The organism is Phocaeicola sp. GP0067, from assembly GCF_031119655.1.
Classification (GTDB): Bacteria; Bacteroidota; Bacteroidia; order Bacteroidales; family Bacteroidaceae; genus Phocaeicola; species Phocaeicola vulgatus.
Map to the genome: position 1 here is coordinate 90,801 of NZ_JAVHZY010000007.1, position 25,363 is coordinate 116,163.

Sequence of the window (25,363 nt, forward strand, 5' to 3'; positions counted from 1 at the left end):
ATGGTAAAAAAGTTGTTTAGATATTTAGTCCGCACATTATCAGCTTTGCTGATTTGTATACTTATTTACTTTGTTTATATAAGCATTTGGGTTAAAAACTTTAATGCAGAGCAAAGAAGTGCAGTAGAAAACATTGATTCTGAGTTTATTCAAACCTCTCCAATAATCCGTGACCCCAATGGTTATTTTGGAGTAGCTGCTATAATAAACGGTCAATATACTGACACGCTCTTGTTCGATACACAAGCATCTACTGCTCTGGCTAAGCAAGAAATTCTTGACCGATACGAGGCTGAATATTGGAAACGGAAACCGATGCCGACATTCAATTTTTACAAACAAGTCTATTTCTCAAAATTATATAGAGTAAATAATATCCAGCTTGGAGATTGCGAATTAAAGAGAGTTGTTTTCACATCTGTTCCAAAGGATAATGGTATGTATAATACATTATATCGCCCGGTGTTAGGACGTGCTATCATGGGAAATATAGGTTGGAAGTTCAATATGGATAGCAATGAAATGACTGCATTCTCGCTTAAAAATGAAGATATACTAAAGCAAGAAACAGAAGGATTTACTCTTGCTAAAGGAGGGGTAAACAATTTGCCACTGTATAGTAAGCAGACTGACAGTTTGGATTTGATGTTTGACTTGGGCTCGAATTATGACATCATAATAGACAAAAATACTTATGAGAAATTAAGGATGTCCCATTCACAGAGAACGTATACAAATTATCGTAGAGAAGGGTTGACAGATACGATTGCAGAGTTCCGTGGAATCACGATGTTCTGTAACGGTATAGTAATTCCGGATTGTACGTTGAGCTATATACCATCTATCGATAAAAATGTGGCAGGTAATATCTTTGCTGGAAAAATGAATTTTATACTTGTCGGCAAAAATTTATACGTCAAACAATGTGCTGACATACTCCCGACCATTCATGATGGACTTTCCCCACTCGGTTTACGTATCAATGTCCGCAACAATGCGGTTTGTGTTACGGCTTTGGAAATAAACGGACTTGCAGAAGAAGCAGGATTGATGTTAGGAGATAAGGTAATCGCTGTTGATAACGGAGCGATAAACACAGATATTATGTCTGTGGCAAGTGGCAAATTAGAGAAATACATTCAACAGGCTGATGGTCTTACTTTGGAGATAGAACGTAATGGAAAAATACTGATGTTTGACATAGCAAAAGAAAGGAAACCAACACAATAAAACAAAACATTTTTGCAGCAGCTTAAGCAATGAGGCAAAATTAAAGTGGAATGTCAATCACAAATTGCACCGAAATAAAGAAGAGTTTGCCAATATTGGCAACATGAGTTAAGAAATAACAAAAGCGTTAAATCTTCACCCTTTAGAATGTACAATTAAAAGCTACGGCCATATTCCTGACTTATTGCTTGCAAATTATTGGGTAATAACCTGTTGTGTATCCGGGAATATTCCAGCCCTCCCTTATAAAGAAATGGTAACGGAAAGGCGATGGATTTCCATTTTATTGCTTTCAATTTAGGCAATAAGAGGCTGGTAACTATCATGGCTCCTGCTTCGGGGAAACGGCTTCTCAGGCATTCGATTAATATAAAAGGAAAACCTATGAGCAAGTATTCTACTCTAAAAAGGGCTATGGCATCTTTTGTTTGCAGCAGGAGGAAATCTTTGTCTTTTCGCTCATTATGATAGCCTATCAATCCTAAGATTGCGACCGCTGGCACTATCCAACTTTGTTTTGCCTTTATCAACATACAGAATACTAAAAAAAAGAAGTCCGGACAAAAACAGGCTTCTGGTAATCCCCCACTCCTTTAAAATTCGGAATAGTTGCTTTGACCGCAATTTGAAATAATGAATGATTATATTACTGTTCATTCCCCTATCTCTTTCCACCATTTGGTATAACGCTTAGTAAATAGGTAATAACCATAATACCACCCGTACATCCACAGCGCAATAGACATAGCTTCCCATTTCCCGTTTACCGCAGGTATTATCCAAAAACATAAAGCAGATGCAAACATTATTACGGCAAGCAATCCTATAGCATAAAACAAACCATATTTTAAACTTCTCCTTTTCATTGTATAGTGTGAATAAGGTATCTGATTGTGTTTAACACCCCGTTCCTATGGATGACACATCCGCAAGGACGGGAATGTTCAGATTCCTCACGGTAAACTATCTTTTATCCCTAACTAAATGATAGAGGTTGATAATAATAGCAAAAACCAATAATATATTTCTCAATATGGATGCAACAGATACTGGATATGGATTCTCTATGAATGGTATCCAACCAATAGGTACAATTACTACTGGAAATAGATATTTCGTCAAGCTGAACAAGAGTATGAATGAGAATAATACAAGGTTTAATACTCTAAATTTTTTTGTCTGTCATAATCATATTAATTTTTCTATATTTACTATTATACTTATATCGTTGCAAAGAATTTGCCTGTACATTTTCCTACTGTGTAAATTATCAGACAAGCCAAAGCTATTAATCCGATAATAATAATCGTCCGCAAGAAATCATTACGCATGATTGTTGCTTTTAATCTTTCAAAAAGATTCTCTAACGTCCATTGTTGTATTATTTTGTTCCTTTTCTGTGCAAAGTTAAGTAAAAAAGAGTGAATTCGCATGGAAAAATAGCTCTTTTTTACATGTGATACAACAATAGCGAGTTGAGATTTTATAACCGAAATCCCCTTTGGAGTTTGTTCTCCAGTCAATAGATATTTTATCTTTGGTTAGCCCAGCTCCAAAACAATGAAAGCGTTGTTGCAAAATGGTGTCAGTTTTAATAATGCTATCCACATACTTATGTAAAGCATATAGTTCTTTTTGCAAACAAATACTATCCCTTTTGTCTTTTTGCCCTTTCTTGGAAGAGCCGGAATAACAAGAGCAAAATAGTATTAATAATATAAAGAGTAAATATTTCATGTTGCTATCCATTAAACTACTTAAAAGTTGTATTTTCTTTAGCAGATTCTTCTTGAACGGGAACGTATCTGATACCATACCCTTCCGGTTCCTTAGGGATATTCATTTTAATTGCCCGTTTTACAGCTTCTTTGTTGTCTGTCAATCGAAATTCGGTCATCATCAATATGTCATGACGCAATGGGGTATCAGCATCAAGCATGACTTCATAGAAAAAACGGTAACGTCCCGGTTTATTGGAGTGAACTTCGGGATAAAGATTTGCTGTAAACAAATGATGCCCACCGGGAAGTACCATATAACCTATATCTATGGCAGCGTCATTGATGGGCAATGCACGCCAAGTGCCATTCTCGTCTTCATAAGTAATGAAATAATGCTCGCCACACATTATGTTCTTGTTTCCTTGATTTAGCAAAACAAAGGAAGCTGTGGATGCCTCAGTGGAGTAAACGGAATATTCCGGATGCAGGGAAATACCGAGCGTATCAGTTATACCAATGCGTTCATCGATTATCGGCTGTTCCGGTCCTTCAAAACGAATGGCGGGAGAATCCATGAGTTTTTCCCGGAATGCTTGTCGGGCTTCGGGAGTGTTGAGAATAAACCTGACTTCAACATTCCGTAATCCTACACCCCAACTGGTCATATTATTTTTCAGCTTCTTGTCTGTCAATGTGTCAAACCGCTGGTTCAACTCGTCTACGATGCTCATAAGTTGTTGCTGTGAATAATTACTTTCAGTAACTTGCTCCAGTCGAAAAGCTTTGCTACCGGCAGTAGATTCCAAAATTCGCCTTGCATGCGCTGTGTCACCTCTTACCTGAAAAACCAACGTGGAACCGTCAAAGAACATACCTTCCAAGAAAGAAGGGCAACGCGGGCTACCGATGAAACCTCCTATAGAATTCGGATCATTTCCATAGACCCTGCTTAAGGCTTCAATGACTTGCAAGCCTGCAGATTGGTCAACAACAGTATCTTCTATAAAATAGACAGCTTCACCTGTAGAGTCTAATTTGCTTGTAAGATTTGATTTTGGTGCCTTATTCGCACATCCCAAAAAAGAGTAAAATAGAACTCCTACCCATATTTTTGTTTTCATAACATTGAATTGTTTAGTGAAAGAGATGTTTATTCTATTTCAAATTCAGCATTGAGGTTTATTTTCTCCATATCATTCCACAGTGATATGGAAATACGATATTTGCCGGGAGTTGTTTTATAGTATTTAATAGGAAAACTGAAACAATAATATATAGGTGGGGTAATCGGTATAATTTCGTCATCAAAAAAACCTGTGGGCTTTTTCGTCCAAAGCCTTACCCATTGATTATTTTCCCATCTTTCTAAAATCCATCTTCTGCCATAACTAAGTGGAAGTTTCTGAGGATTGAGGACAATAGCGAACACTTCTTCACTTTCAGTGGTATAATGCCCATGTAGCATATTCATGCGTACTGTTTTCCCTAAAGTATCGGTGCTTACGCAGATTGCATCCGCACTGCCGATTTCTACACAGTTTTCTTGACTGGACTGATGCGTACATCCGATAGTGAAAAGACAGAAGAAACATAAAAATATAGTTTTCATCTTGGTTTATTTATCAGTGAAACAAAGTATTTACAAAAATACTCAAAGTGCAATTCATTAACAATTAGAATTACATTTTTATTTTCTACCAAAGAATTATATTCTCAACTCTCTTTGGGGCCTGTTTTTCTTTTTTGGAGTGTGGCCTACACCCAGCTTTTCCTTAAGCTCTTTAAATTTCATCTTGAACCATTCAAGTATAGGCATTCCGTCAATGCACAACCGGAACTTTCCTTTCTTCTGCGGATTCCTCTTTACTGTTGCCGTTGAATATGCCGTTCCGAACTTCTCCCGGTGTTCCCGTGAATCCCACTTCCTGGCATTGCTCGGCTATCGGCAGCAAGTCTTTTATATCTCCCCGCCCTGACTTGCTTCCACTGTCTCCTGTAACGGAAATATTGAGAAAATACGATTATGTGATTCCGGTTATCAGATAGGGAGGAGGTGTAATATTTGGTCTTTTCTTTATCATAATTGTTTTTTAGACAATAAAATGCTTCTGTCTTTTCGTTTGTATGGTTAATAGAATTATATTTGTACATTATACAATATCTATTAACCATGAAAACTTATTCATTATTAGCAGGCATTTTATTGTCTTTTTCGTTATCTATTCAGGCTGGTGATCTGAAATTGTGGTATAAGCAACCTGCCGGAACGTGGGTGGAAGCGCTTCCGGTCGGCAATTCCCGGATGGGAGCGATGGTATATGGCGGAACGGCCCGTGAAGAACTTCAACTAAACGATGAAACCATGTGGGGAGGCAGTCCCTACCGGAATGACAAACCGGAAGCATTGGAAAGTCTGCCCCAAGTGCGTGAACTGATTTTCGCCGGAAAAAACATGGAGGCTCAGAACTTGATTCAAGAAAACTTTTATGCCGGAAAGCATGGTATGCCCTATCAGACAATCGGCAGTTTGATTATAGAAACCCCCGGACATGAAAAGGTTACCGATTATTATCGTGATCTGGATTTGGAACGTGCGGTGGCTACTACCCGTTACAAAGTGGATGGCGTGACTTTTCAACGTGAAGTTTTTGCATCATTTCCTGATAAGGTGGTAGTGGTCCGTTTGACAGCAGACCGGCCGGGGAAACTGAATTTTAAGGTCGGATATGTGTCGCCATTGGAGCATAAAGTCAGCAGGAAAGGAAAGAAATTGGTTCTGACCGGAAAGGGTAGGGATCATGAGGGAGTGAAAGGATTGATTCGTATGGAAACACAGACACAGGCTGATGTGGATGGGGGTAAGGTGAAAATTGATGACCAAAACATTACAGTGGAAGGAGCGGACAGTGTTACTCTGTATGTTTCATCGGGTACGAATTTTATTAATTATCACGATATAAGTGGCAATGAGAGTAAAAAAGCGTCCGGATATCTGTCTCTGGCATTGGGACGCCCTTATAGTCAGGTTTTACAGGAGCATATAGCTCTTTATAAAGAGCAGTTTGACCGTGTAAGATTGGATTTGGGAACCAGTGAGCGGGCTAAGCTGGAAACTGTCAAACGCATCGAACTGTTCAATGAGGGTAAGGATGTTTCTTTGGCGGTGTTGCTTTTTCAGTATGGACGTTATTTGCTTATTTCCTCCTCCCAGCCGGGAGGTCAGCCTGCCAATTTGCAAGGTATATGGAATAATAAACTGGCTGCTCCATGGGATGGAAAATATACCATCAATATTAATACGGAAATGAATTACTGGCCGGCTGAAGTGACCAATCTGAGTGAAACGCACCAGCCCTTGTTCGAAATGGTGAAAGAATTGTCAGTTACCGGCAGGGAAACGGCACGGACTATGTATGGATGCAACGGATGGGTGGCTCATCACAATACAGATATATGGCGTGCCACCGGTCCGGTGGATAAGGCGTTTTATGGTACATGGCCCATGGGAGGTGCTTGGTTGACTACCCACTTGTGGCAGCATTATTTATATAGTGGGGACAAGCTGTTTCTTTCCGAAGCCTATCCGGCATTGAAAGGAGCTGCTGATTTTTATCTTGATTATTTGACTGAACATCCTGAATACGGTTGGATGGTGACTGCTCCGTCCATGTCTCCGGAACATGGACCTTCGGGAGAGGATACTAAAAAAGCTTCAACGATTGTGGCAGGTTGTACGATGGATAATCAGATAATTTTCGATGTGCTTAGCAATGCATTGCATGCGTCAAGAATTCTAAAAATGTCCGCTTCTTATCAAGATTCTTTGCAGTCTATGTTAAATCGTCTGGCCCCGATGCAGATCGGGAAATACAATCAGTTACAGGAATGGCTGGAAGACTTGGATAATCCGAATGACAAGCATCGCCATATTTCTCATGTATATGGATTGTTCCCTAGTAATCAGATATCTCCTTACACCCATCCTTTGCTTTTCCAGGCAGCTAAAAACACGTTGTTACAGCGTGGCGACGAAGCTACCGGTTGGTCCATTGGCTGGAAAGTTAATCTGTGGGCCCGTTTGCTGGACGGTAATCATGCGTTCTGGATTATTAATAATATGTTGAAGCTGCTGCCTGGGGATGAAGTGAAAGAGGCTTATCCGCAAGGACGGACTTATCCTAATCTGTTTGATGCTCATCCGCCTTTTCAGATTGACGGTAATTTTGGCTACACTGCCGGTGTGGCTGAAATGTTGTTGCAGAGCCATGACGGAGCTGTACATTTGCTTCCGGCTCTTCCGGATGCCTGGGCCACAGGAAGTGTGCAAGGACTGGTTGCCCGTGGAGGATTTGTGGTGGATATGAACTGGAATGGCGTGCAGCTGGATAAAGCGAAGATTCATTCCCGTTTGGGAGGTAATTTGCGTTTACGTTCGTATGTTCCTTTGCGTGGGGTTGGATTAAAAGAGGCAAAAGGTAAGAATCCGAATGAATATTATATGCAGGCAGAGATCAAAGAGCCTTTGGTTACCAAGGAGATAAACCCGCAATATCCTGCTTTGTATAAGGTGTATGAATATGACTTGATGACAGAACAGGGACAAGATTATATAGTGGAGCGTGGGTTATAATACATGAAGATGCCCAAAGTGATTTGTGCATTATTTCACTTTGGGCACTTTTGTAAATGGAAGTGTCATGGTGTAGTTATCAGATGGCTTCCTTCTTTTCCAATTCTAATGCTCTGGGAAAAATGATATTGTTTTCCAGGTGGATATGTTCATGTAATGCCTCTTCAAATTGTTTCAATTGTTGTAAAACCAAGCGGAAGCTGGCACAAGCATCTTCAGGGGCGGTGAATCCGTTGGTTAATGAAGAGATTTTTTCAAAACGTTCTCCTTCGTGATTATGTTCATCTTCCATCACTTCGATGGGATACAGAATGGTGCCGCAATGGAATTTAGCTACTTTCAAGCCTTCCTCTTTGGCTTGGAACATTTCATAAACATAAGGAAATAATACATTCTCTTCTTTTGATAAATGATTTTCCAAATCAAGAAGCGAGTCGCGGAACAGTGCCTGGACTTGCAGTAACTCTGGATGATTCTTTGAATGCGCTTCGGTTACTTTGGTTAATAATGCTTCTATTTGCGGACCTTTGGCACGGATTCCCCGATGGTGTATTTTCAATACATAGTCTATTAATAAATCGATGGGCCATCCGGCAAAGTCAGGAGCATTACTAACCGTATTCTCTTGTAATTCATTTAATTCATGTGCTACTGCTTCGGGATCAATACCACGGTTCCGGCAGGCTTCTGCAAACGGAGTATTGCCATGGCAGCAAAAATCAATATGGTAACGGGAGAATACTTTGGTTGTATCAAAGTTGCCGGCTACAATTTGTCCGACTGTACATGAATGGTAATTTTTCTGTTTCATAATTATTCCGTTTATTCGTTCGTTAATCCCCATTTTCTCATATCACTTTCTACTGTACCGATACCGCTTACTCCAAAGTTTTCGACCAGTACTTTCGTCACGTTGGGCGAGAGGAATGCGGGTAAGGTGGGACCGAGATGAATCTCTTTTATTCCCAAACTGAGTAATGCCAGCAATACGATTACCGCTTTCTGTTCATACCAGGCGATATTGTAAATAATGGGCAGTTCATTGATGTCATGTAGCCCGAATACTTCCTTCAGTTTGAGGGCGATGACTGCCAATGAATAGCTATCGTTACATTGTCCTGCATCTAAAACACGCGGAATGCCATTAATGTCACCTAACCCTAGTTTGTTATAACGATATTTAGCACATCCCGCAGTCAAAATGACTGTGTCTTTGGGGAGCATCTCGGCAAAAGTGGTGTAGTAATCACGACTGCGCATACGTCCGTCACAACCTGCCATGACGATGAACTTACGGATAGCTCCGCTCTTTACCGCTTCTACGACCTTGTCTGCTAGTTGTAATACCTGATTATGGGCAAAACCACCAACGATTTCTCCATGTTCTATTTCTGTCGGTGCGGCACATTGTTTGGCTGTTTCTATAATTTCAGTATAGTCCTTATGTCCTTTCTCGTCTGCTGTAATATGCTTGCAGCCGGGATATCCGGTAGAATTAGTGGTAAACATGCGTTCTTTATAAGTGGCATTGGGCAGAGGGGGAACGATGCAGTTGGTTGTGAACAGGATAGGACCATTGAACGAGGTAAACTCCTCCCGTTGTTTCCACCAGGCATTTCCATAGTTTCCTGCAAAATGTGTATATTTTTTAAATGCCGGATAGTAATGTGCAGGAAGCATTTCACCGTGAGTATATACGTCCACGCCACTGTCTTTGGTTTGTTCCAACAATTCTTCCAGATCATGCAGGTCATGTCCGCTTATCAGAATACCGGGGCGGGTACCTGTTCCTATATTTACATGGGTAATTTCCGGATTACCATAACTGGAAGTGTTTGCCTTGTCGAGCAAAGCCATTGTTCGAACGCCTATTTCACCTGTTTTCAGTGCTAATACAGTCAGTTCATCCGCCGATAAAGATTTTGTTGTAATTTGTGCGATGGTGTTCTGCATGAAACGATGAATACTTTCGTCATTATGTCCTAACCTCATGGCATGTTCCAGATAAGCAGCCATTCCTTTCAGACCATACATAATCAGTTCTTTTAAAGAGCGTAGATCCTCGTTTTGTTCACGTAAAACTCCGACTGTTGCGGCTTTTGCATCATATTCATCGTGACTGCCTTTCCAATTTAACTCATCGGTTTCCGGCAGAGGAATATCCTTGGCAGAGGCTTGATGCTTAAGGTCATCACGTATTGCTAATCCTTTGTCAATGCGTTTCGTAATGCTTTCGTCATCGAAATTGGCATTGGTAATGGTACAGAATAAGGCGTCTACAATGAAATTGTCCACTTCTTTTTCAACGGGGAGGGAATGCTGGCGCAATTGATCCGCCACAACAGAAATTCCTCGTACTACAAAGAGCAATAAATCCATGGTACGTGCTGTAGTTGCATTTTTTCCACAAACACCTTTTAAGGTGCAACCGAAACCTTTGGCCGTTTCCTGACATTGGAAACAAAACATGTTATTCTCCATATCTTTTTTCATTTTAATGATTTCTATTACTTTTGTGCAAAAGTAGACGGTTTTCGTCTTTTAAGTTGTACCATATGTTACAGCGGATACAAATAACAGTTAAAAGAAAGTAGGATGGAACTGACAGGATTATTGCAGATGGCTCCTTTCCGGGGAATGAAAGAGGAAGAATTGGTTGCTTTCCTATTCGGACTTCCGAATAGTTTGAAGCACTTTGAACCGGGTGATATCATTGCCCGGCAAGGTGACTTATGTAAAGGGCTGTACATTCTTGCATCGGGAAGTGTACGGGCGGGAATGATAAATGATGAAGGGAAAGAACTGACGGTAGAAGAAATTGGAGCTCCTAACTTGCTGGCTTCGGCTTTTATTTTTGCCACTGAAAATCGTTTTCCCGTTAATGTAGAGGCAATAGGACCTTGTGAGGTTTTTGTAATAGGTAAAGAAAGATTTTTAGAATTTATGCGTTTGCATCCATTGATGATGCAGAATTTTTTGAAGGATATTTCGGACAGGAGTGTCTTTTTAAGCAGGAAATTGAATGAGTTTGCTTTGTTGAATTTAAAGACTCGTTTGTTGAAATATCTAGAAACACATTCTGTTATTCATAATCAGCAGGAGGTGGCGCAGAAGCTGGGAGTTACTCGTCCGTCATTGGCCAGGGCGCTGTCTGAACTGGTGAATGAAGGGAAAATAAAGAAATAAATTGAGATTTCTTTTTTATGGGTAAAGTGGAAAAACGTATCTTGTATCTTTGAGAGTTTTTGTGTGTAACCCATTCTTGTGAAAGTGTTCAAGGTGTTTTGTTATAAATACTTTGACTTTAAAGAAAAGGATCTTTGTCTATAAGGATTGGTTCTTTTGAAATGAGGACCATATTGAAATTTTCTTGATTAAAAAAGAGGGTGAATTCAAGACCCTTTATGTGATTCTTTTGTCTTGATTCACCCTTTTGGAAACATTGGGTTGGTGTGTATTCAGCATGTTACTTCATCTGAATACTTTTATCTCGTACTTTTCTCAATATTTGTTGTAATTCGAATACTTTTTCGGGATGTTCAGTCGCTAAATTCACCTTTTCACCTGCTTGTTTCATATCATATAACTGGGGAATACCTAAATAACCAGTTTCAATTTTCGGACCCCATGGAATCATTTTAGGACCATCGCTGCCTTCAATAAATTTCCAATCTTTAGTACGCACGGATAGGGTGTGATTGGATGCCTGTTCAATAACCCATGGGCGGTCTGTTTTGTCTTGTCCTAATAAATTTGCTAACCGGTTGTAGCTGTCGGGAGCACTTCCTTTCGGAATACGGGCATCTACCAAAGAAGCTAGTGATGCCAGCCAGTCTATTTGTGAAATAAGCACATCGCTGACTTCCGGCTTGTTGATGGCTTTAGGCCAGTGTACAATTACAGGAACACGGGTACCCCCTTCAAATGCACTGTATTTTCCACCTCTCAGGTTACCGGCAGGTTCGTGCCCGTTCAGTAGCTCTTCTGCCTTGTCATCATATCCGTCGTCTACTACCGGTCCATTGTCGCTGGAAAGAATAATTAATGTGTTCTGGGTCAATCCCATTTTATCGAGGGCTTCGAGTAACTGACCTACACTCCAGTCAAATTGTGCGATAGCATCACCGCGCAGTCCCATCTTGTTTTTACCACGGAAGCGATTGTGTGGAAAACGGGGAACATGCACATCATTAGTGGCGAAATACATAAAGAAAGGCTCGTCTTTATGTTGTTTGATAAAATCAACTGCATGTGCGGTAATGGAATCGGCTATATTTTCATCTTTCCATAATGCTTTGCCACCTCCTTTCATATAACCGATTCGGCTGATGCCGTTCACGATAGACATATCATGACCGTGGCTCGGTTTCAGATTATATAAAAGTTCAGGGTTGTCTTTTCCGGTAGGTTCACCGGGGAAATTTTTTATATAGCTTACTTCTATCGGAGCTGAAGGATCATAATTGGCTACTTGGCCATTCTCGATAAATACACAGGGAACCCGGTCGGCTGTGGCTGCCATGATATAAGAATAGTCAAACCCCAAATCACCTAGAGAAGCGGAGAGAGGAGCATTCCAGTCTTGTTGTGCAGTTTTATCACCTAATCCTAAATGCCATTTGCCAAATGCTCCTGTGGCATATCCGGAGCTTTTAAACATATCTGCCATAGTATATTGCTCGGGACGTATAATCATTCCTGCATTGCCGGCAGCTACATCTGTTCCGGGTTTACGCCATGCATATTCTCCGGTCAGCATGGAATATCTGGATGGGGTACTGGTAGCGGCGGTGGCGTGTGCGTTGATAAATCGTATCCCTTCGGATGCCAGACGGTTGACATTTGGAGTTTGTACGTTTTTTGCTCCATAACACTCCAAGTCACCATATCCTAAATCATCAGCATAGATGAAGATAACATTGGGCTTGTCTGTATTTTGATTTTTGTTTTCCGCATGAACAGCCAAGCATGAAGTAAGTGCCAATGAAAGCATTCCGTAATGTCTTTTTTTCATAGTAATTATATTGTTTAGTGAGTAATCAATTCTACAAAGATAAAGATATATTTTAAAAACGGGGATTAATTCTACAAAATTGTGGAATGAAATTGTGGTATTTCTACATAATGTGAAAAATGAAATAATGGTTATTTTGTTGATTTTTAGAGTATTGGATGCCGATGTGCCCCATGGCATATTTTTTGTTATGTAAATTAATATAATACACTAAAAACTAAACTTTAAAATATATAACCATTTGCCTTAACAAAACAAGGCTGAAAAGCCATGTTCCCCCTGAATGGGAAAATCTGTATATAACTCAGTTTTAAGCTTCCCGGTTCGTGACGAATCGGGAAGTTTCTATTATTTCCTTGATGAATCTGGTTTTTCTACAAGACTTTTACTGAAAATAAGTTAATATTAATGGATGATATGCAGTATTCGATCTCTTTCTTACTTTTAAGAGTAGAAAATAGATTAATACATTATAGTTATGAAAAAGTTGAACCTTTTATTATTAGCATTCCTGGCAGTTATGGGAGTCACTTTCCAATCATGTGATGATGATGATGGTTACTCTCTTGGTGATGTGGCAGTGGATTGGGCTACTGTAAATGTGAAAGGTGCCCATGTTTATGACTTTACAGGTGACAGATGGGGACAAATCTGGCCTGCAACGACTGATTATTTTTGGTATTCCCCGATAGATGGACAACGGGTTATTCTTTATTTCAATCCTTTGTATGATAATTATCCGGAAGGATATGATTGCTCAGTCAAAGTGTTGAGTATAAAGGAAATTCTAACTAAACCTATAGAGGAGCTGACAGCAGAGAATGAAGAAGAATTTGGAAATGATCCTGTAGATATATTTGAAGGTAATATGTGGATTAGTGGCGGTTATTTGAATATTATTTTTAATCAGAACATGCCTTCTAAAGTGAAACATTTGGTTAGTTTGGTAAAGAACACTACAATTACGCCCGATCAGGATGGCTATATTCATTTAGAATATCGTTACAATACGTATGCTGATACTACTGGTTATTGGAGAAACGGTGCGGTATCCTTTAATTTGAATTCTTTGGAAATAACATCGGAAACAAAGGGTATAAAGGTAAAAATAAACTCGGCTAAAAATGGTGAAAAGGAAGTCTCTTTTGATTTAAAAGAAACACCGTCACCAGTAGGCTTGAGCCAAATGGATTTTTCTCAAATGGAAATCAAATAATTAGGGTTTGATTAGAGAGAGTTGTGTGTGGCCCCTTGCGTCTTGTTGTGGTAGATGCAGGGGGCTGATTGTATAGTTGATAACGGTTTTTAGTTTGATATTTGTTGTTTATTAGTTGGGTGATGGAAAAAATTGTATGGTTTCTTCGTTTTTTTTCTTATTTCAGTGTTTTTTCAGAATTATCTTGTTTCTTTGTCTTTAAGAACCAAAAGTAGGACTTATGAAAATACTATTAGTAGAAGACGATGCTAATTTGCGTGAAGTGACTCAGCGCTCATTGGAAAAGGAGCGTTATGTGGTGGAAATTGCTGCCGATTACCGTACCGCATTACAAAAGATAGAGGATTATGATTATGACTGCATTTTGCTGGATATTATGTTGCCGGATGGCAGTGGCCTGGATTTGTTGGAAAAGTTGAAAGAAATGCATAAACGGGAAAATGTGATCATCCTTTCAGCCAAAGACTCTATAGAAGACAAAGTACTAGGATTGGAGCTCGGAGCTGATGATTATCTGCCTAAACCTTTTCATTTGGTGGAACTGAATGCACGTATCAAAAGTGTGATACGCCGTCATCAGCAAGGTGGGGAAAATAGTATCAAATACGGAAATATAGAAATTTTTCCCGATAAATATGGGGTGACCGTAGCTGGAAAGAAGCTTGAACTGAACCGTAAGGAATATGATATTCTGGTTTATTTTATGAACCGTCCCGGCAGATTGGTTAATAAAAGCACACTTGCCGAATCCGTATGGGGCGACCATATAGATCAAGTCGATAATTTTGATTTTATCTATGCCCAAATCAAGAATTTACGAAAGAGATTGAAAGAGGCTGGAGCTACTCCTGAACTGAAGGCTGTTTATGGTTTTGGATATAAAATGGTAGTGGAATAAATGAAACTGATTTATTATATCATTATCCGTATATCGTTGGTGTTGTCGGTTTTATTGACCGGCTGGGCCATCCTTTTCTATTTTGCTGTAATGGATGAGGTGAATGATGAAGTGGATGACTCATTGGAGGATTATTCGGAAATTATCATCATACGTGCATTGGCGGGAGAGGAGCTTCCTTCTAAAAATACAGCTTCCAACAATCAGTATTTCCTGCGTGAAGTGACGAAGGAATATGCAGGATCTTGTGATGATATCATTTATAAAGATTCTATGGTTTATATTCCTGAAAAAGATGAAACTGAACCTGCACGAATCCTTACGACCATTTTTAAGGATGATGGCGAAAAGTTTTTTGAATTGACGGTAGCGATTCCTTCTATAGAAAAAGAAGATTTGAAAGATGCTATGGCAGGTTGGATTATTTTTCTTTATATCGCTTTATTATTGACTATAATTGTTATTAATGTGTGGGTGTTTTATCGGAATATGCGTCCTCTTTATGTATTGCTTCATTGGTTGGATAAATATCGTATCGGTAAGGTAAACGAGCCTTTACAAAATAATACCCGGGTTTCAGAATTCAGAAAATTAAATGAAGCGGCTGTTCGTTATGCAGAGCGCAGTGAGCAGATGTTCGAACAGCAAAAACAATTTATTGGTAATGCATCTCATGAGATGCAGACACCACTGGCTATTTGTCGTAATCGGTTGGAGATGCTGATGGAGGATGAAAATCTTTCAGAAAGCCAATTGGAGGAGTTGATGAAAACCCACCAGACTTTGGAACATATAACGAAGCTGAACAAGTCTTTGTTATTGCTTTCGAAGATAGAGAACGGTCAATTTACGGATACTGTCCAAGTAGAAGTGAATAAATTATTGAGGCAATATCTGGAGGACTATAAAGAAGTGTATCAATATCGTGAGATCATAACAAGTATAGAGGAAGAAGGTGTTTTCTATCTTACGATAAATGAAACATTGGCAGTGGTGTTGCTTACCAATTTGTTGAAGAATGCTTTTGTACACAATATGGACGGTGGACACATCCGGATTGTCATTACTCCCCACAGTGTGATGTTCTGCAATACAGGGGCGGCACAACCGCTGGATGCCCGGCGTATTTTTGAGCGTTTTTATCAAGGAAAGAAAAAAGAAGGCTCTACCGGTCTAGGTTTGGCAATAGCAGATACGATATGTAAAATGCAGGCTCTCAGGCTTTGCTATGAATATAAGAGCGGGGAGCATTGTTTTACACTTTATGCATCCACTCATAATCAATAAAAAAAATCGTGTTTTTTTTAGAATTTCAAATTCTTTTCAGAATCTCCCTTCATATTTGCATCAGAAAACAGAATGTAGAACCAAATAAAAAAAATGACGATTATGAAAAAGGTATTATTATTGTTAGTGTGCTTATTTACGTTGCAAACAGTGGTATGGGCGGATGATGACAAACCTATTCAAGTAAACCAATTGCCTCAGACTGCACAGACTTTTATCAAAACTCATTTCCCCGATAATAAGGTGGCGATGGCTAAAATGGAAACAGACTGGTTTGATAAAAGCTATGATGTGATTTTTACTAATGGAGACAAACTGGAATTCGATAAAAAAGGTATTTGGACAGAAGTGAATTGCAAATACAGCGCTGTACCTGTCGCTGTGGTTCCTGAAGCAATAAAAAAGTACGTTGCTACGAATTACCCCGATGCCAAGATGCTCAAGATCGAGAGGGACAAGCATGACTATGAAGTGAAACTTTCTAATGGTTGGGAGATAAAGTTTGATATGCAGTTCAATGTGATTGATATTGACAATTAATTGTTAGTTATAGATTGAAGTATGGTTTATGTATGATAAACTGAAGCTTTGCAGGCCGTTTCTTGTTCCATGAAGAAACGGCCTGTCTTTTCATTAATTTTAATAGCATAGTAATTTTACCGACACGATCTTGTAACAGATAACATGGATATTTGCATAGTTTTAATAATAAAGATATGCATCTGAGAACGTATTATCCTACAGTGGTTTTATCGGATATCCATCTGGGAACCTCTCATTCTAAAACAATAGAGGTCAGTAACTTTTTGAAATCTGTCAATTGTGACCGTCTGATATTGAACGGAGACATTATAGATGGTTGGCATTTGCGTAAGGCGGGTACTAAGAGGTGGCAAGCAAAACATACTGATTTCTTTAAGGTTATCATGAAAATGATGGAGAACTTCGGTACTGAAGTAATTTATGTGCGTGGCAACCACGATGATTTCCTGGACGGCTTGGTCCCTATGACATTCTATAACGTAAAAATCGTCAAAGAATACATCCTTGAAACACATGGAAAGCGTTATTATGTGACACATGGCGATCTATTCGACCGGGTTACCACACAGATGAAATGGTTAGCCCGGTTGGGCGATGCAGGTTATACATTCCTCTTATGGGCGAACCGCTTTTATAACCAATATCGTACCAAACGGGGGAAACCGTATTATTCTCTGTCACAGGCCGTCAAACAAAAAGTAAAGTCGGCTGTTTCCTATATATCGGACTTTGAGAAAGTATTGGTGGAGTTTGCACGTGTACGTAAATGTGACGGAGTGATTTGTGGTCATATCCATCATCCGGCTAATACCTATTATGATGGTATTCATTATCTGAATTCGGGCGATTGGGTAGAAAGCCTTTCGGCACTGACTGAGGATGCGGACGGGAATTGGAATATCATGGAATACCATCATGTACTAGCTGATGAGAATGAAGATAATAAAGAGTTTACCCTAATACATACAGCCTCATGAAATTTTTATTTATAGTACAGGGTGAGGGGAGAGGACATCTTACTCAAGCCATTACGTTGGAGGAAATATTGCGCCGGAACGGTCACGAAGTAGTGGAAGTACTGGTAGGTAAAAGTAGTTCGCGCCGCTTGCCGGGATTTTTCAATCGTAACATCCATGCTCCCATAAAACGTTTTGTCAGTCCTAATTTTCTGCCTACACCAGCCAACAAACGGGTGAGTTTGATGCGGAGCGTAGCGTATAATCTAGTGAAACTTCCTGTGTATATCAATAGCATTAACTACATTCGTCAGCGTATCGAGGCCAGTGGTGCGGACAGGGTTATCAATTTCTATGAATTGCTGACCGGACTGACTTATTTCCTGTTCCGTCCCTCTGTTCCGCAAATCTGCATAGGACATCAATATCTGTTCTTGCATAAAAGTTTTGAATTTCCGAAGGCTGATAAAGTAAGCTTGGCTCTTTTGAAGTTTTTTACCGTACTGACCAGCTTGGGGGCGAAGGAACGTTTGGCTCTTTCTTTTCGTTACATGAAGGATGATCCTCAGAATAATATCCGTGTGATTCCTCCCTTGTTGCGTAAGGAAGTGACTTTACATGAACCTTATTCCGGTGACTATATACATGGCTATATGGTTAATGCGGGTTTCAGTGAAAATGTAATGAAATGGCACAGGCAACATCCCAGGATACCGCTTCGTTTCTTTTGGGACAAGTGGGAGGAGGAACCGGTGAAGAGAGTGGATAATACATTGAGCTTTTATCAACTGGATGATGTGGAATTTTTGAGGCAGATGGCGGGATGCAAGGCTTATGCCAGTACTGCCGGATTTGAATCGGTGTGCGAGGCCATGTATTTAGGCAAGCCTATTCTGATGGTTCCTGCCCATATAGAACAGGACTGTAATGCATATGATGCCGAAAAAAGCGGTGCGGGTATCATTTCCTCCGATTTTAATTTGCAACAGTTGCTGGAATTTGCGAAGGATTACCATCCCAATCGTGATTTTGTGTATTGGGTACGTGGAGCTGAGTATACTTTGTTAAATTTATTGGAGAGTGATTCTTCCAATTATCAACAAGTTTTATTCAACGAGATGTATTTGGTGGAAGAGTTTATTTGAGTTTCGTATAAAAACTCTAGTCATGGTTGTGTGCGCCAGAAAGAAATGAAAGTTGAATAAACTTTCATTTTAATACTGTTTGTATTGTACGACTTCAAAAATATTCGGTTTCTCCTGATAAATTGTTGGAAATTAATAGTTGAAGTTCCAAAATTTGCTATATATTTGTAATCGTTAACAACTAACAAACAGAAATACCATGATGAACAAAATGTGCATGGCAGCTGTTATAGCTGCTTCTTTGTATGCAGGGACTACTTTTGCCCAACCTGCCGCCGTAAAGAAAATCATTGAAACGGGCCAAACAGATAACCGGGTGATGCATCAGTTGGATATTCTCACCAATCGTTTTGGGGGAAGAGTTATAGGCTCGGATGCGTATGAGAATGCAGCCGAGTGGATGATGCGTGAATATAAACGATGGGGTATTGATGTACGCTTGGAAGAAGCTGGAGAACTGCCGGTAGGTTTTAACCGTGGTCCATGGTTCGGACGTTTAATCGGGGGAGATCAGGCAATGGATCTGCATTTTGTCACTCCATCCTACACTTCAGGTACTAAAGGTCTGCAACGCGGGCATGTTTTGATAGAGCCCCGTACTCAAGAAGAGCTGGACCGCATGAAACATCAGTTGAAAGGCGCTTGGGTGTTGATCTCAGGTGAAAATGTAGGTTGGCCTGTTGACCGTTCTGCTAAAGGAGATTCGTTGAGAGCTGCTATCAAAGCTGAAAATATAGAAATAGAAAAGCAGAATGCTGCCTTGATGGAAGAGAATTGGAGCAAAGGAACCAAACATGCCATGAAGCCTTTGCGTGAAATGCCGGGACTATTTTATAAAGAGATGTGTGAGGCAGGAGCACTTGGCTTTATTCAGTCGGCACCTGTACCTTTACGTGCTTTGTATGATCGTGCTTTATTGAATGATCCCCATACTACGTTTGATAATTTGCCCGAAGTCTGTGATATCAAGTTGGATGAACATCAATACAAGATTATTAAACAGATGGTGAAAGAACGACGGAACTTTTGGCTGGAATTTGATATTCGTAATCATTTCAAACTAGGTCCTGTGAAATATCATAATGTCGTAGCATCCATTAAGGGCACTAAATATCCGGATGAATATGTTATTATAAGCGGACATCTTGATTCTTATGATGTGGCAACCGGTGGTATAGACTGTGGCACAGGCATTGGTCCTATGATGGAGGCTGCCCGTATGATTGCACTTTCCGGTGCAAAACCTAAACGTACTATACTGTTTGTGGCTTTTGCTGGAGAGGAATTTGGATTATTGGGTGCAAAAGCATATGTCAAGACTCATGCAAAAGAATTGGGAAAGATTGCCAATCTGTTCAACCGGGACGGAGGGCCGACTCCACCGGTGGGAATCTCCGTTCCTCAGGCTATGTATGATGATTTTGTGGAAGTGTGCAAGCCTGTGAAAGAGATCCGTGCGGATTATCCGTTTGAGGTAAAGGTAGCGAAACCCTTTAAACGTCCTACTCAAAGCGGCGGTACGGATGCCAGTGTTTTTGCAGTGGAAGGAGTGCCTACTTTTGGTTTCAATACACAAGACATAAAAGGATATAATTTCTCTTATGGGGAAATATGGCATACGGAACGTGATCTTTATACGAAGAATATACCAGAATACCAAGAGCATGCAGCTACGGTAACAGCAGTGGTTGCTTTGGGAATTGCTAATTTAAGTAAACAGTTATCTCGTGAAGGAATGCACAAAAAGTAGCGGAAATGTTCTTTTTTTCTTCTTTTGGTGGAATAATGTCGTATTGATGTGTAAAAAATGTTAGCTTAAGTTCAATCTACTGAGATAATCTTTACCTTTGCTGCGCATATAAAGCAAAAGGTAGGTAAACAAAAAGCCTGCGATATTTGTTAATATAGAAAAGGTAAATTATCAAATAAAAGTAAATAGAAGCTTATGTCACAGATTATTGGACATATTTCACAAGTTATCGGACCGGTAGTCGATGTGTATTTTGAGGGCAAAGGCATCGACACCGATCTGCTTCTTCCAAGCATTCATGATGCATTGACTATCAAACGCAATGACGGCAGAATTCTAGTCGTGGAAGTTCAACAACACATTGGTGAAGACACAGTGCGTACTGTAGCTATGGATAGTACGGACGGTTTGCAACGTGGTATGGAAGTAATTCCGACAGGACATCCTATTACTATGCCGGTTGGTAATCAGATTAAAGGCCGGTTGATGAACGTAGTAGGTGAAGCTGTGGACGGTATGCGCCCGTTGAGTAAGGAAGGGGCGTTTCCCATTCACCGTGAGCCCCCTAAGTTTGATGAATTGTCTACTGTGCAGGAAGTGCTCTTCACAGGTATCAAGGTTATTGATTTGCTGGAACCTTATTCAAAGGGTGGTAAAATCGGATTGTTTGGGGGGGCCGGTGTAGGCAAGACCGTGCTTATTATGGAGCTGATTAACAACATTGCCAAGAAACATAACGGCTTTTCTGTTTTTGCCGGAGTCGGTGAACGTACACGTGAAGGCAACGACCTGTTGCGTGAAATGATTGAATCTGGTGTAATCCGCTACGGAGAAGAATTTAAGAAAAGCATGGAAGAAGGTCATTGGGATCTTTCCAAAGTAGATTATAATGAAGTTGAAAAGTCACAGGCCACATTGGTGTACGGACAGATGAACGAGCCTCCCGGCGCGCGTTCTTCCATTGCCCTTTCGGGGCTGACCGTTGCCGAATCTTTCCGTGACCGCAAAAACGGTGACAGCAACGGACCACGTGACATTTTGTTCTTTATCGACAATATATTCCGTTTCACTCAGGCAGGTTCCGAGGTTTCGGCTTTGTTGGGCCGTATGCCGTCAGCCGTGGGGTACCAACCGACACTGGCAACGGAAATGGGACAGATGCAGGAACGTATCACTTCTACCAAGAATGGTTCTATCACCTCGGTACAGGCTGTGTATGTACCTGCTGATGACTTGACAGACCCTGCGCCCGCTACTACATTTACTCACTTGGATGCAACGACCGTATTGAGCCGTAAAATTACCGAACTGGGTATTTATCCGGCTGTAGATCCGTTGGAATCAACCTCACGTATTCTTGATCCGCTGATTGTAGGGCAGGAGCACTATGATGTGGCTCAGCGTGTGAAGCAGATTTTGCAGCGCAACAAGGAGTTGCAAGATATCATTTCTATTTTGGGTATGGACGAATTGAGTGATGAAGATCGTCAGACTGTAAACCGTGCGCGTCGGGTGCAGCGGTTCCTTTCACAACCGTTTGCCGTAGCCGAACAGTTTACAGGTGTGCCGGGTGTCATGGTTTCTATCGAAGATACGATAAAAGGATTCAAGATGATTTTGGACGGTGAGGTGGATTACTTGCCGGAACAGGCATTCCTGAATGTAGGAACGATAGAGGAAGCAATAGAAAAGGGAAAGAAGTTGCTGGATGCTGCCAGCCATAAGAAATAAAAGTAAGTATGGAACATCATGAAGATCTTCATTTGATAGTGGTTTCTCCGGAAAGTACTTTGTTTGACGGCAAAGTGGAAATAGTGACACTACCGGGGGAATTAGGCTCTTTTTCTGTCCTGTATGATCATGCTCCGCTGATATCATCACTGATAAAAGGCGAGATAAAATACACGGAGGACGAATTGGAGAAATCAATTGGAATATCGAGTGGGTTCGTTGAGGTGAGGGACAATATAGTTTCGGCCTGTGTGGAAATCTAATACATAATTATGTTTTTGTTAGCCGTAAAGAGAAAATTTATCATATCGTTGACCATATTAATGGTTGTATTGAGTTGGGGAGGAGCCTTGGTATTTCACACCTTGTTGCCTAGGTATTATTTTGCCTGGTATCCCTCCATACCGATATTTTTTTATCTTTTCGGCCTCTTTTACATATTTATGTTCGGATGCTGTTATCGGGTAAGTCCGCAAAAAATGGTGGCGGTTTACTTGGTGGCGAAAGTGACGAAGATGATGTTGAGCATCTTGATTATGTCCGTCTATGCAGTGGCGGTGGCACATCAAGTACTGTCATTTATAGGAACTTACATGGTATTCTATATTATCTTTCTGATTTTTGAAACCCGCTTCTTTTTTCATTTTGAGATAAAACATAAAAGTAATAGGTACAAGTATAAGTAATATGAGAAGTTTACGATATATAGGAACGGTTTTAATGTTGCTGATCGCTTTTCTGCAAGGAGCCAATGCCCGGGAAGAGTCGGAAACTGACTATAAAGAGCAGCAGGTAGACGTAAATGAAATCGTTTTCGGACATATAGGTGATTCGTATGAATGGCATATCACTGACATAGGAGATACACCTATAGCTATACCACTGCCGGTAATCGTAAAAAGCAGTACAGGATGGCACGTTTTTCTTTCTTCTAGGTTTGAGGAAGGAAACGGAGAGTATGAAGGACTGTACATTGCTAAAGACGGTGAATATAAAGGTAAGATAGTGGAAAAGGATGCTAGCGGTAACGAAGTAAAACCTTTGGATATCTCTATTACAAAGAATGTTACCGGGTTGTTTGTCAATAGTGCCATTCTGGTGATTCTAGTGTTGAGTTGTGCCCGTTGGTACAAAAAACATCCAGTAGAAAAGGAAGCTCCTAAAGGAATGGTGGGCATGATGGAAGCTTGTATCCTGGCAATCAATGATGATGTGATAAAGGGTTGTATCGGTAAGGATTATAAGCGTTATGCACCTTATCTGCTGACGGCTTTCTTCTTTATCCTGATCAATAATCTGATGGGATTGATTCCTTTCTTCCCCGGCGGTGCGAATATTACAGGTAATATTGCCGTTACCTTTGTGCTGGCTATCTGTACGTTCCTGGCTGTGAATCTATGGGGGAACAAGGAATATTGGAAAGAGATTCTATGGCCTGATGTTCCTTGGTGGTTGAAGGCTCCGTTCCCGATGATGCCGATTATTGAGATTTTCGGAATCTTTACGAAGCCATTTGCATTGATGATCCGTTTGTTTGCCAATATGATGGCCGGTCATGCTGCTATTCTCAGTTTGATATCCATCATTTTTATTACGGCGAATATGGGACCTCTGATCAATGGTTCCATGGGATTTGTTGCTGTGGCATTCGGAATCTTTATGACTGCGCTGGAATTATTGGTCGCATTTATTCAAGCATACGTATTTACCATGTTGTCCGCGGTCTTTATCGGGTTGTCCCGTACAGAAGAGATGCGTGAAGAAAAAGAAATGAAATAAATTAAATAATTAATTCAAAAAACAAACTATTATGTTACTAGCAGTTTTATTACAGTCCGCTGCTGCGGCAGGTTTAGGGAAATTAGGTGCTGCACTTGGAGCAGCTATTGCAGTAATCGGTGCAGGTATCGGTATCGGTAAAATCGGTGGTTCTGCCATGGAGGCAATTGCCCGTCAGCCGGAGGCGGCAGGAGATATCCGTATGAATATGATTATTATCGCCGCGTTGGTAGAAGGTGTGGCCCTGATCGCCATTATTGTTTGTTTATTAACTTTGTTCTTATAATTAATTTAGCATGTCATTATTAACACCTGATAGCGGTCTGTTATTCTGGATGGTCATCGTTTTCGGTATCGTTTTTGTCATTTTGGCAAAATACGGTTTTCCGGTGATCACCAGAATGGTGGATGAGCGAAAACAATATATAGACAAGTCACTGCTTGCTGCACGTGAAGCCAATGAGCAATTGGCTAATATTAAAGCAGACAGTGAAATGATATTGGCTAAGGCTCACGAGGAGCAGGCGCGCATCCTGAATGAAGCGGTCGCAACCCGCGAACGTATTCTGAAGGAAGCCAAAACACAGGCTCAGGTTGAAGGACAGAAACTGCTGGATGAAGCGAAAAAGCAGATTCAGGCAGAAAAAGACAGCGCTATCAGCGACATCCGCCGCCAAGTAGCTGTACTGTCTGTCGACATTGCTGAGAAGGTTTTGCGCAAGAACCTCGATGATGAGAAAGAACAAATGGAAATGATTGACCGTTTGCTGGATGAATTAACTGTTTCTAAAGACTGATTGTTATGTATATAGGAGTCATTTCAATGCGTTATGCTAAGGCTTTGCTGGCCTATGCCGACGAAAAGGGGACAGAGGATATTGTTTATGAGGAAGCCGGAATATTGGCAGATAGTTTCTCGAGAATCCCCGAACTTCGACAGGCATTGGATAATCCTGTATTGCCTGCTGAAACAAAGTTGAAACTGATTTGCGAAGCCGCCGGAGGAGGTAAGGTGAGCGAAGAATTGAAACGCTTTGTGGAATTGGTACTGGAGGAAAGAAGAGAGAAATTTTTGCAGTTTATGATTATGTCATACATTGACCTTTATCGGAAACAGAAGAATATCAGCGTCGGTAAAATCACGACTGTTTGTCCGGTAGCGGAAGAGGTAGTCAACCGCATACGGGCATTGGTCGTAGAGAAAACTCATGGAACTGTAGAGTTCAAAACCAAAATAGATCCGAAACTGGAAGGTGGTTTTATCTTTGAAATCGGAACTTACAGATTGGATGCGAGCGTAGCTAACCAGATAAAACGGGTAAAGCAACAGTTTATAGCTAAAAATAGAAGAATAGTATAAAATTAAAAATTATAAGTTAGAAAGTAAAAGTATATCAGTTTGTATCTTTTGGTTTTTAATTTAAGGTTAATACCTGGTCGGACTTTAATTTTTAATTTTCAAT

The 25,363-nt window shown here is 40.4% G+C and carries 24 protein-coding genes and 1 pseudogene; 16 read left to right on the forward strand and 9 right to left on the reverse strand.

Annotated elements, in window-relative coordinates; all coding sequences use genetic code 11:
* Complete coding sequence (locus RE317_RS07835) at positions 1-1,230, forward strand: PDZ domain-containing protein (protein ID WP_117897918.1); 1,230 nt, start codon at positions 1-3, stop codon at positions 1,228-1,230.
* Between the two features lie 155 nt (positions 1,231-1,385).
* Here the strand turns inward: RE317_RS07835 and RE317_RS07840 are convergent, their stop codons facing one another.
* The 6 genes and pseudogenes from RE317_RS07840 to RE317_RS07865 all read right to left on the reverse strand — a co-directional run.
* A complete protein-coding gene (locus tag RE317_RS07840; protein WP_057279382.1) occupies positions 1,386-1,733 on the reverse strand; it encodes a hypothetical protein in 348 nt (115 codons plus the stop codon).
* A 150-nt stretch (positions 1,734-1,883) separates the two neighbouring features.
* Positions 1,884-2,096 carry a hypothetical protein gene (locus RE317_RS07845; RefSeq protein ID WP_032944564.1) on the reverse strand — a complete coding sequence of 71 codons (213 nt, stop codon included), beginning with the start codon at positions 2,094-2,096 and terminating at the stop codon, positions 1,884-1,886.
* 541 nt (positions 2,097-2,637) lie between these two features.
* The gene (locus RE317_RS07850; protein ID WP_229057121.1) at positions 2,638-2,967 is read right to left on the reverse strand and encodes a hypothetical protein; all 330 of its coding nucleotides are present in this window, start codon (positions 2,965-2,967) and stop codon (positions 2,638-2,640) included.
* A gap of 16 nt (positions 2,968-2,983) precedes the next feature.
* Entirely contained in the window at positions 2,984-4,072 is a 1,089-nt protein-coding gene (locus tag RE317_RS07855) for an immunoglobulin-like domain-containing protein (protein WP_227193992.1), read from the reverse strand.
* Between the two features lie 29 nt (positions 4,073-4,101).
* On the reverse strand, positions 4,102-4,560 hold the full coding sequence (locus tag RE317_RS07860) for an immunoglobulin-like domain-containing protein (RefSeq protein WP_032944562.1): 459 nt from the start codon (positions 4,558-4,560) through the stop codon (positions 4,102-4,104).
* Positions 4,561-4,656: 96 nt separating this feature from the next.
* A pseudogene (locus tag RE317_RS07865) lies at positions 4,657-4,912 on the reverse strand (mobilization protein); the annotation flags it as partial.
* Between the two features lie 209 nt (positions 4,913-5,121).
* Here RE317_RS07865 and RE317_RS07870 point away from each other — a divergent pair.
* Entirely contained in the window at positions 5,122-7,581 is a 2,460-nt protein-coding gene (locus RE317_RS07870) for a glycoside hydrolase N-terminal domain-containing protein (protein WP_032944561.1), read from the forward strand.
* Positions 7,582-7,660: 79 nt separating this feature from the next.
* Here the strand turns inward: RE317_RS07870 and ric are convergent, their stop codons facing one another.
* Complete coding sequence (gene ric / locus RE317_RS07875; RefSeq protein ID WP_005846790.1) at positions 7,661-8,392, reverse strand: iron-sulfur cluster repair di-iron protein; 732 nt, start codon at positions 8,390-8,392, stop codon at positions 7,661-7,663.
* A gap of 11 nt (positions 8,393-8,403) precedes the next feature.
* Positions 8,404-10,062 (reverse strand): hydroxylamine reductase, encoded by a 1,659-nt coding sequence (gene hcp, locus RE317_RS07880; RefSeq protein ID WP_032944629.1) that lies wholly within the window; start codon positions 10,060-10,062, stop codon positions 8,404-8,406.
* Between the two features lie 114 nt (positions 10,063-10,176).
* Between hcp and RE317_RS07885 the strand changes: the two genes are divergently transcribed.
* On the forward strand, positions 10,177-10,767 hold the full coding sequence (locus RE317_RS07885) for a Crp/Fnr family transcriptional regulator (protein ID WP_005846794.1): 591 nt from the start codon (positions 10,177-10,179) through the stop codon (positions 10,765-10,767).
* A gap of 280 nt (positions 10,768-11,047) precedes the next feature.
* Here the strand turns inward: RE317_RS07885 and RE317_RS07890 are convergent, their stop codons facing one another.
* The gene (locus RE317_RS07890; RefSeq protein WP_011965849.1) at positions 11,048-12,595 is read right to left on the reverse strand and encodes an arylsulfatase; all 1,548 of its coding nucleotides are present in this window, start codon (positions 12,593-12,595) and stop codon (positions 11,048-11,050) included.
* Positions 12,596-13,073: 478 nt separating this feature from the next.
* Here RE317_RS07890 and RE317_RS07895 point away from each other — a divergent pair, with 478 nt between their 5' ends.
* The 13 genes from RE317_RS07895 to RE317_RS07955 all read left to right on the forward strand — a co-directional run bounded on the left by RE317_RS07895 (position 13,074) and on the right by RE317_RS07955 (position 25,260).
* Positions 13,074-13,811, forward strand: a complete 738-nt coding sequence (locus RE317_RS07895; protein ID WP_005847758.1) for a NigD-like protein — start codon at positions 13,074-13,076, stop codon at positions 13,809-13,811.
* A 220-nt stretch (positions 13,812-14,031) separates the two neighbouring features.
* Entirely contained in the window at positions 14,032-14,709 is a 678-nt protein-coding gene (locus RE317_RS07900; RefSeq protein ID WP_005846803.1) for a response regulator transcription factor, read from the forward strand.
* A complete protein-coding gene (locus RE317_RS07905; protein WP_008667172.1) occupies positions 14,710-15,996 on the forward strand; it encodes a HAMP domain-containing sensor histidine kinase in 1,287 nt (428 codons plus the stop codon). It begins immediately after the preceding gene.
* 102 nt (positions 15,997-16,098) lie between these two features.
* Positions 16,099-16,536, forward strand: coding sequence for a PepSY-like domain-containing protein (locus tag RE317_RS07910; protein ID WP_008667175.1), 438 nt, complete (start codon positions 16,099-16,101; stop codon positions 16,534-16,536).
* Between the two features lie 176 nt (positions 16,537-16,712).
* Positions 16,713-17,516, forward strand: coding sequence for a UDP-2,3-diacylglucosamine diphosphatase (locus tag RE317_RS07915; protein ID WP_008667177.1), 804 nt, complete (start codon positions 16,713-16,715; stop codon positions 17,514-17,516).
* Positions 17,513-18,640, forward strand: coding sequence for a glycosyltransferase family protein (locus RE317_RS07920; protein ID WP_008667179.1), 1,128 nt, complete (start codon positions 17,513-17,515; stop codon positions 18,638-18,640). The genes RE317_RS07915 and RE317_RS07920 overlap by 4 nt, the downstream gene beginning before the upstream one ends.
* Before the next feature lie 202 nt (positions 18,641-18,842).
* Positions 18,843-20,390, forward strand: coding sequence for a M28 family peptidase (locus RE317_RS07925; RefSeq protein WP_022509051.1), 1,548 nt, complete (start codon positions 18,843-18,845; stop codon positions 20,388-20,390).
* Positions 20,391-20,585: 195 nt separating this feature from the next.
* Positions 20,586-22,121: a F0F1 ATP synthase subunit beta gene (gene atpD / locus RE317_RS07930; protein ID WP_005846820.1), complete on the forward strand. Its 1,536-nt coding sequence runs from the start codon at positions 20,586-20,588 to the stop codon at positions 22,119-22,121.
* An 8-nt stretch (positions 22,122-22,129) separates the two neighbouring features.
* Positions 22,130-22,384 (forward strand): F0F1 ATP synthase subunit epsilon, encoded by a 255-nt coding sequence (locus tag RE317_RS07935; RefSeq protein ID WP_005846822.1) that lies wholly within the window; start codon positions 22,130-22,132, stop codon positions 22,382-22,384.
* Between the two features lie 424 nt (positions 22,385-22,808).
* Positions 22,809-23,900 carry a F0F1 ATP synthase subunit A gene (gene atpB, locus RE317_RS07940; RefSeq protein ID WP_005847746.1) on the forward strand — a complete coding sequence of 364 codons (1,092 nt, stop codon included), beginning with the start codon at positions 22,809-22,811 and terminating at the stop codon, positions 23,898-23,900.
* Between the two features lie 31 nt (positions 23,901-23,931).
* Entirely contained in the window at positions 23,932-24,186 is a 255-nt protein-coding gene (gene atpE, locus RE317_RS07945) for an ATP synthase F0 subunit C (RefSeq protein WP_005846828.1), read from the forward strand.
* A gap of 10 nt (positions 24,187-24,196) precedes the next feature.
* The gene (gene atpF, locus RE317_RS07950; protein ID WP_005846830.1) at positions 24,197-24,697 is read left to right on the forward strand and encodes a F0F1 ATP synthase subunit B; all 501 of its coding nucleotides are present in this window, start codon (positions 24,197-24,199) and stop codon (positions 24,695-24,697) included.
* A gap of 5 nt (positions 24,698-24,702) precedes the next feature.
* The gene (locus tag RE317_RS07955) at positions 24,703-25,260 is read left to right on the forward strand and encodes a F0F1 ATP synthase subunit delta (protein WP_008667184.1); all 558 of its coding nucleotides are present in this window, start codon (positions 24,703-24,705) and stop codon (positions 25,258-25,260) included.
* The last annotated feature ends 103 nt before the right edge of the window (positions 25,261-25,363 follow it).